Source organism: Streptomyces viridosporus, from assembly GCF_002078235.1.
Classification (GTDB): Bacteria; Actinomycetota; Actinomycetes; order Streptomycetales; family Streptomycetaceae; genus Streptomyces; species Streptomyces viridosporus.
In genome coordinates, this window is record NZ_MSGP01000455.1 from 1 (window position 1) to 6281 (window position 6281).

At 72.0% G+C, this 6281-nt stretch carries 6 protein-coding genes and 1 tRNA gene; 5 read left to right on the plus strand and 2 right to left on the minus strand.

The annotated features are described in order from the left end of the window. Positions 1 to 375: maleylpyruvate isomerase N-terminal domain-containing protein (locus B7L92_RS28815; RefSeq protein WP_174704036.1), on the minus strand; the 375-nt coding region annotated here is incomplete at its 3' end. Between the two features lie 62 nt (positions 376 to 437). Here B7L92_RS28815 and B7L92_RS28820 point away from each other — a divergent pair. After that, the gene (locus tag B7L92_RS28820; protein WP_081240317.1) at positions 438 to 1406 is read left to right on the plus strand and encodes a helix-turn-helix transcriptional regulator; all 969 of its coding nucleotides are present in this window, start codon (positions 438 to 440) and stop codon (positions 1404 to 1406) included. A 151-nt stretch (positions 1407 to 1557) separates the two neighbouring features. Then, positions 1558 to 2403 (plus strand): NAD(P)H-binding protein, encoded by an 846-nt coding sequence (locus tag B7L92_RS28825; protein WP_081240318.1) that lies wholly within the window; start codon positions 1558 to 1560, stop codon positions 2401 to 2403. A 304-nt stretch (positions 2404 to 2707) separates the two neighbouring features. Here the strand turns inward: B7L92_RS28825 and B7L92_RS28830 are convergent. Further along, positions 2708 to 2791: transfer RNA gene (locus B7L92_RS28830), tRNA-Leu, on the minus strand. A gap of 511 nt (positions 2792 to 3302) precedes the next feature. On the opposite strand from B7L92_RS28830, the gene B7L92_RS28835 reads away from it, so the two are divergent. The 3 genes from B7L92_RS28835 to B7L92_RS28845 all read left to right on the plus strand — a co-directional run. Continuing rightward, positions 3303 to 4145: an FHA domain-containing protein gene (locus B7L92_RS28835; RefSeq protein ID WP_081240319.1), complete on the plus strand. Its 843-nt coding sequence runs from the start codon at positions 3303 to 3305 to the stop codon at positions 4143 to 4145. A 10-nt stretch (positions 4146 to 4155) separates the two neighbouring features. Beyond that, positions 4156 to 4665, plus strand: coding sequence for an FHA domain-containing protein FhaB/FipA (locus tag B7L92_RS28840; protein WP_004985859.1), 510 nt, complete (start codon positions 4156 to 4158; stop codon positions 4663 to 4665). Positions 4666 to 4797: 132 nt separating this feature from the next. Continuing rightward, on the plus strand, positions 4798 to 6281 hold a 1484-nt coding region (locus B7L92_RS28845; RefSeq protein WP_081240320.1), incomplete at its 3' end, for a Stp1/IreP family PP2C-type Ser/Thr phosphatase.

Genomic DNA, 6281 nt, shown 5'->3' on the forward strand with positions numbered 1-6281 from the left:
GCCCGGTACCGGGCCCCACGGCAGCCCGATCCGCCGCCCGAGGACCGCGGGGTCCGACCACACGGCCGTGAGTTCCTTCGCGGCGGCCGCCCACGCGACGGACCACTCACCGTCGGCGACGTCCTCCGCGAAGTGCGGGACGCTGAAGAAATCGCCGCCGGTGCCCATGACGGTCAGGTGACGCACCACGGACACGAGGTGGTTGCACAGGTCGCGCACCGTGTACTCGGGACAGGGCGTGGCCGCCCCGTACTCGTCCGGCCGGACGTCGGCGACGGTGCGCCCGGCCAGCTCGACGGCTTTGAGGAGGCCGCCTCGGGGGTCGGTTCCGGAAGGGGAGCCGGAGGAACCGGCACTGGTCGTGGTTTCGGTCATGTCGTCAGTCTCCCGGCCAAACAGGCCACCCTCCGACCGGTTTGCGGGAAAGATGATCAGACATGAGGGCTGACCGTCTGGTAGCCGCCCTGCTCGTCCTGCAGGCGCGGGGGCGAGTGACGGCCGCGGACCTGGCCGCGGAACTCGAGGTGTCGGAGCGCACCGCACGCCGCGACCTGGAGGCGCTGGCGGCCGCCGGCATCCCCGTGTACTCGCAGCGCGGGCGGGGAGGCGGCTGGGCCCTGGTGGGCGGGGCCCGGACCGATCTCACCGGGCTGTCCGCACAGGAGGTGAGGGCGCTCTTCCTCGCCGCCGGGACCTCGTCCTCCTCCCCCGAACTGCGCTCGGCGCTGCGCAAGGTGACGCGGGCGGTGCCCGAGCCGATGCGGCCGGACGCCGAGGCCGCGGCCAAGGTGCGCGTGGTCGACGGCCTGGACTGGTCGCGCAGCGCCGTCGCGGCCGGCGGCCCGCACCACGCGGCGCTGGAGCACGCGGTGCTGGAGGGCCGGCAGATCCGCCTGGGGTACGCGCGCCCCGGCACACCGCCCGGGGAGCGGACCGTCCACCCGCTGGGCCTCGCGGCCAAGGCCGGCCACACGTATCTCGTCGCCGGCACGGACCGCGGGCTGCGGTCCTTCCGTCTGGACCGCATCACCTCCGTCGAGATCACCGACGCCCCCGTGGAGCGGCCGGACGGCTTCGAACTCGCCACCGCCTGGCGCTCGTTGGCCGGCCGGCTGGAGGAGCGCATGCTGGCCGCGACCGTCCGGGCCCGGGCCGAGCCGGGCGCCCTGCCCCTCCTGGAACGGCTGCTGGGCGGGCGGCTGCGCGTCGGGGGGAAACGGGACGACGGCTGGGTGGCCGTCGAGGCGGACGGGCCCTCCATCGACGTCCTGGCCGCGCAGTTGGCCGGCCTCGGCGCACGGATCGAGGTCCTGGAACCGCCCGCGGCGCGGCAGCGGCTCGCCCGGCTGGCCGAGGAATTCGCCGCTACATACGGCGAGTTCACGCCTACGACCGCTGATGGATAGTCACTTTCCCCTAGGTACCTACTATGCCGCGGTTGTTAGCGTGCCGGACGTCGCGGTGAGTGACGAGTCGTGACGGCGGCGTGCTCGCGTGCGGCGATCTCGATCACCAGACCTCGATCACCACGACACCCACACCTTCCTGGGGGAGATCATGATTGTAGTCACGGGAGCCACGGGGAACATCGGCCGTCCGCTCGTCTCGCTGCTCGCGGAGGCCGGCGAGCAGGTGACGGCCGTCTCGCGGAACACGCCCGGTTTCGAGCTGCCCGAGGGCGTCACCCACCAGCAGGCCGACTTGGGCGACGCCGAGAGCCTCCGCCCCTCGCTCGAGGGCGCCGAGGCGCTGCTCGTCCTGCTCGGGGGGCAGCTCAACGCCTTCGGCGAGAGCCCTCAGACCCTCCTGGACGTGGTGAAGTCCAGCGGCGTGAAGCGTGTCGTCCTGGTCTCCTCGCAGATCGTCGGAACCCGTCCCGACGCCGTCTCGCACGGCCGCCTGCGCCAGTTCGAGGAGACCGTTCAGCAGTCCGGCCTCGAGTGGGGCGTCCTGCGCCCGGGCGGCTTCGCCTCCAACGCCTTCGCCTGGGCGGAGTCCGTCCGCACCCGGCGCACGATCGCGGCGCCCTTCGCCGACGTCGCCCTCCCGGTCATCGACCCCGCCGACATCGCCGCGGCGGCGGACGTCGTCCTGCGCGACGGCAAGCACTCCGGCGGCATCTACGAGCTGACCGGGCCGGAGGCCCTCACGCCCCGCCGGCAGGCCGAGGAGATCGGCCGGGTCCTGGGCGAGCCGGTCGACTTCGTCGAGCTGACCCGCGAGCAGGCACGGGAGGGCATGCTGCAGTTCATGCCCGAGCCCGTCGTGGAGGGCACGCTCGACATCCTGGGCACGCCGCAGCCGCGCGAGCAGCAGGTGAGCCCGGCCGTCGAGCAGCTGGTCGGCCGCCCGGCGCGCCCCTTCGGCGAGTGGGTGGCGCGCAACGTCGCGGCCTTCAAGTGACCTGACCGACGGTTACGGACCGTGTCAGCCGTGTGCCCGCCGGTGTCCGCCGACGAGCACACGGTCGGCGTGCCCGGGCTCCGCGGCTCGACGGCCCCCGTCCCGGCCCCCTGTGACGTCCACGTCGTGCGGCACTCCTCCCGACACACCGCACCGCAGCGGATCCCGCCCATGAAATAGCTCACACGGCGGGCCCGCGCGCCCTCCCAGGGCTGTGCACTGCCTCACAACTGCCGGTAAATCGAGGAACGGGCCCCTGCCGTGACTTCCGTCACCTGCAGAGACCCGTTCCTCGGTTTCTCTGTGCGCGAGGGGGGAGTTGAACCCCCACGCCCTTGCGGGCACTGGAACCTGAATCCAGCGCGTCTGCCTATTCCGCCACCCGCGCATTGGGTGTGTCCTCGGGCCCTGCCCCCTGTGGGGTGCGGCGCCTTCCGACACCCAGAACATTAGCACGCTGTCCGGGGTGGATTCACATCCCTTTCCCCCGGCCCCCGCACCCACCAGCCCTGATCAGCGCTTCCGTCCGGGGCCGGCCTCCACCGCTCCCGCCCGTGCACCGCTCCCGCGGCGGCGGGGCCGTGCCACGTATCAACCTCGTACCGGTGACCCCCGTCTTCCCAGGAGCCGGTCGGAGTCCACAGCCGGGTGCGGGACACTGGTCTGCGGCCCCCTCTACGATCCATGGCAGAACGACGTGCACCAACACGGCCGAGGGAGTTCGAAGAGGGGCCCCGGAGGGAACTTCGTCAGGCGTCGACACCCGTCGACCGGGCGGACAGGGGGAACCAGTCGATCGAGCCGCGCGTGGATACGATCAGTAAGCAGTACCAGGTAAACAGTGCACGACACGGTGCACGGCGCAGTACACAGGACGGCAGCGACGGAGGAGGTGCCCCATGGGAGTCCTGAAGAAGTTCGAGCAGCGTCTCGAAGGTCTGGTCAACGGCACCTTCGCCAAGGTGTTCAAGTCCGAGGTGCAGCCCGTGGAGATCGCGGGAGCGCTCCAGCGGGAGTGCGACAACAACGCCACCATCTGGAACCGCGACCGCACCGTGGTCCCCAACGACTTCATCGTCGAGCTGAGCACCCCGGACTTCGAGCGGCTCAGCCCGTACTCCGGCCAGCTCGGCGACGAGCTCGCCGGCATGGTGCGCGACTACGCCAAGCAGCAGCGCTACACCTTCATGGGCCCCATCAAGGTGCACCTGGAGAAGGCCGAGGACCTCGACACCGGTCTGTACCGGGTGCGCAGCCGTACCCTCGCCTCCTCCGCCAGCCAGGCGCCCGCGGGCCCCGCCGCCGCCCCGCCGGCCGGCGGCGGCTACGGCTACCCGCCGGTCGGCGGCCCCGCGGGTGCCCCGCCCATGCCGGCCGCGCCGCCGCCCGGCGCCCGGCCCGGCGGCTACGGCTACCCCCAGCCCGCGGGTGCCCAGCGGCCCCCCGCCGCGCCCGGCGGACGCACCCGCCACTGGATCGAGATCAACGGCACCCGCCACCAGATCTCCCGCGCCACGCTGGTGCTGGGCCGCAGCACCGAAGCCGACGTGCGGATCGACGACCCCGGCGTCTCCCGCCGGCACTGCGAGATCCGGACCGGAACGCCCTCGACGATCCAGGATCTCGGATCCACCAACGGCATCGTGGTGGACGGGCAGCACACCACTCACGCTACGCTCCGCGACGGCTCGCGGATCGTCGTGGGCAGCACCACCGTTATCTATAGGCAAGCCGAAGGGTGAAGCGGGGGCAATGTCAGAGCTGACCCTCACGGTCATGCGGCTGGGGTTCCTGGCCGTTCTGTGGCTGTTCGTGATCGTGGCCGTGCAGGTCATCCGGAGTGACCTGTTCGGCACTCGTGTCACCCAGCGCGGAGCACGGCGGGACTCCGGCCGGCAGCAGCAGGCCGCCCGGCAGGCACCGCCGCCGCAGCGCCAGCAGTCCGGCGGCGGTCGCCGCGGCCGGAACACACCCACCAAGCTGGTCGTGACCGAAGGCACCCTCACCGGCACCACCGTCGCGCTCCAGGGCCAGACCATCACCCTGGGCCGGGCGCACGACAGCACCATCGTGCTGGACGACGACTACGCCTCCAGCCGCCATGCCAGGATCTACCCGGACCGCGACGGCCAGTGGATCGTCGAGGACCTGGGCTCCACGAACGGCACCTACCTGGACCGGACCCGGCTGACGACCCCCATGCCGATCTCGCTGGGTGCGCCGATCCGCATCGGCAAGACCGTCATCGAGCTGCGGAAGTAGTACGACAATGAGCGAGCGGAGCGAGCACGCGGTGGGGGTCCTCCATCAGGGTCCCGGCGCGCTCCCGACCGGAGGGTGGGCAGTGTGGCTCGACACGACCGGCTGTACCCGGAGCCGACAGGCGAGGTGCGCATGAGTCTGTCCCTGCGCTTCGCCGCCGGATCGCACAAGGGGATGATCCGGGAGGGCAACGAGGACTCCGGTTACGCCGGTCCGCGCCTGCTCGCCATCGCCGACGGCATGGGCGGCGCCGCGGCCGGAGAGGTCGCCTCCTCCGAGGCGATCTCCACCATCGTCGCGCTCGACGACGACGTCCCCGGCTCCGACCTGCTCACCTCGCTCGGCTCGGCCGTGCAGCGGGCCAACGACCAGCTGCGCATGATGGTCGAGGAGGACCCCCAGCTCGAGGGCATGGGCACCACCCTGACCGCCCTGCTGTGGACCGGTCAGCGCCTCGGCATGGTGCACGTCGGCGACTCCCGCGCCTACCTCCTGCGCGACGGCGTCCTCACCCAGATCACCCAGGACCACACCTGGGTGCAGCGCCTGGTCGACGAGGGCCGGATCACCGAGGAGGAGGCGACCACCCACCCCCAGCGGTCCCTGCTCATGCGGGCCCTCGGCAGCGGCGAACACGTCGAGCCCGACCTGTCCATCCGCGAGGTCCGGGCCGGCGACCGGTACCTGATCTGCTCCGACGGCCTGTCCGGCGTGGTCTCCCACCAGACCCTGGAGGAGGCCCTGGCCGGTTACCAGGGTCCCCAGGAGACCGTGCAGACCCTGATCGAGCTGGCGCTGCGCGGCGGCGGCCCCGACAACATCACCGTGATCGTCGCCGACGTCCTGGACCTCGACACCGGGGACACCCTCGCCGGGCAGCTCTCCGACACCCCGGTCGTGGTGGGCGCGGTCGCCGAGAACCAGAACCAGCCGCACGACAACGGCATCATGCAGACCCCGGCCGGCCGCGCCTCCGGCCTCGGCCGCCGGCGCCAGGAGGGGGGCGGCGGCGAGTTCGGACCGCCCGGCAGCGGTGACGTCACCGGCTTCATCCCCACCGACGGCTTCGACTACGGCGACGACGACTTCACCAAGCCCCGCAAGGGCCGCAAGTGGTTCAAGAGGTCCGCCTACAGCCTGCTCACCCTCGCCGTCATCGGCGGCGGCCTGTACGGCGGCTGGCGCTGGACGCAGACGCAGTACTACGTCGGCACCAAGGGCGAGAACGTCGCGCTGTACCGGGGCATCAGCCAGGACCTGGCCTGGGTCTCGTTGTCGAAGGTGGTCAAGAACCACCCCGAGATCGAACTCAAGTACCTGCCGCCCTACCAGCGCGAGCTGGTCGAGGCGACCATCGCCGAGGGCAGCCTCAAGGGCGCCCGCGCGAAGATCGAGGAACTGTCCGTCCAGGCCTCCGCGTGCAGGAAGCAGGCCGAGCGGCGCGCCGCCGAGAGCGAGAGCAACGCCAAGACCGGTGAGGGCGAGGCGGGAGGCACCACGGGAACCACACCCGCCTCCTTCACGTCCAAGGCCTCGCCGACGCCGACGCCGCCCCCCTCGGGCTCGGCGCAGGCTCCGCAGCAGTCCACGTCCCCGTCCACCACCGCACCCACCCC

What these genes read in the sequence shown, in the direction of transcription:
- B7L92_RS28820 (WP_081240317.1), top strand. Translation starts at nt 438, where the DNA reads ATGAGGGCTGACCGTCTGGTAGCCGCCCTGCTCGTCCTGCAGGCGCGG.
- B7L92_RS28825 (WP_081240318.1), top strand. Translation starts at nt 1,558, where the DNA reads ATGATTGTAGTCACGGGAGCCACGGGGAACATCGGCCGTCCGCTCGTC.
- B7L92_RS28835 (WP_081240319.1), top strand. Translation starts at nt 3,303, where the DNA reads ATGGGAGTCCTGAAGAAGTTCGAGCAGCGTCTCGAAGGTCTGGTCAAC.
- B7L92_RS28840 (WP_004985859.1), top strand. Translation starts at nt 4,156, where the DNA reads ATGTCAGAGCTGACCCTCACGGTCATGCGGCTGGGGTTCCTGGCCGTT.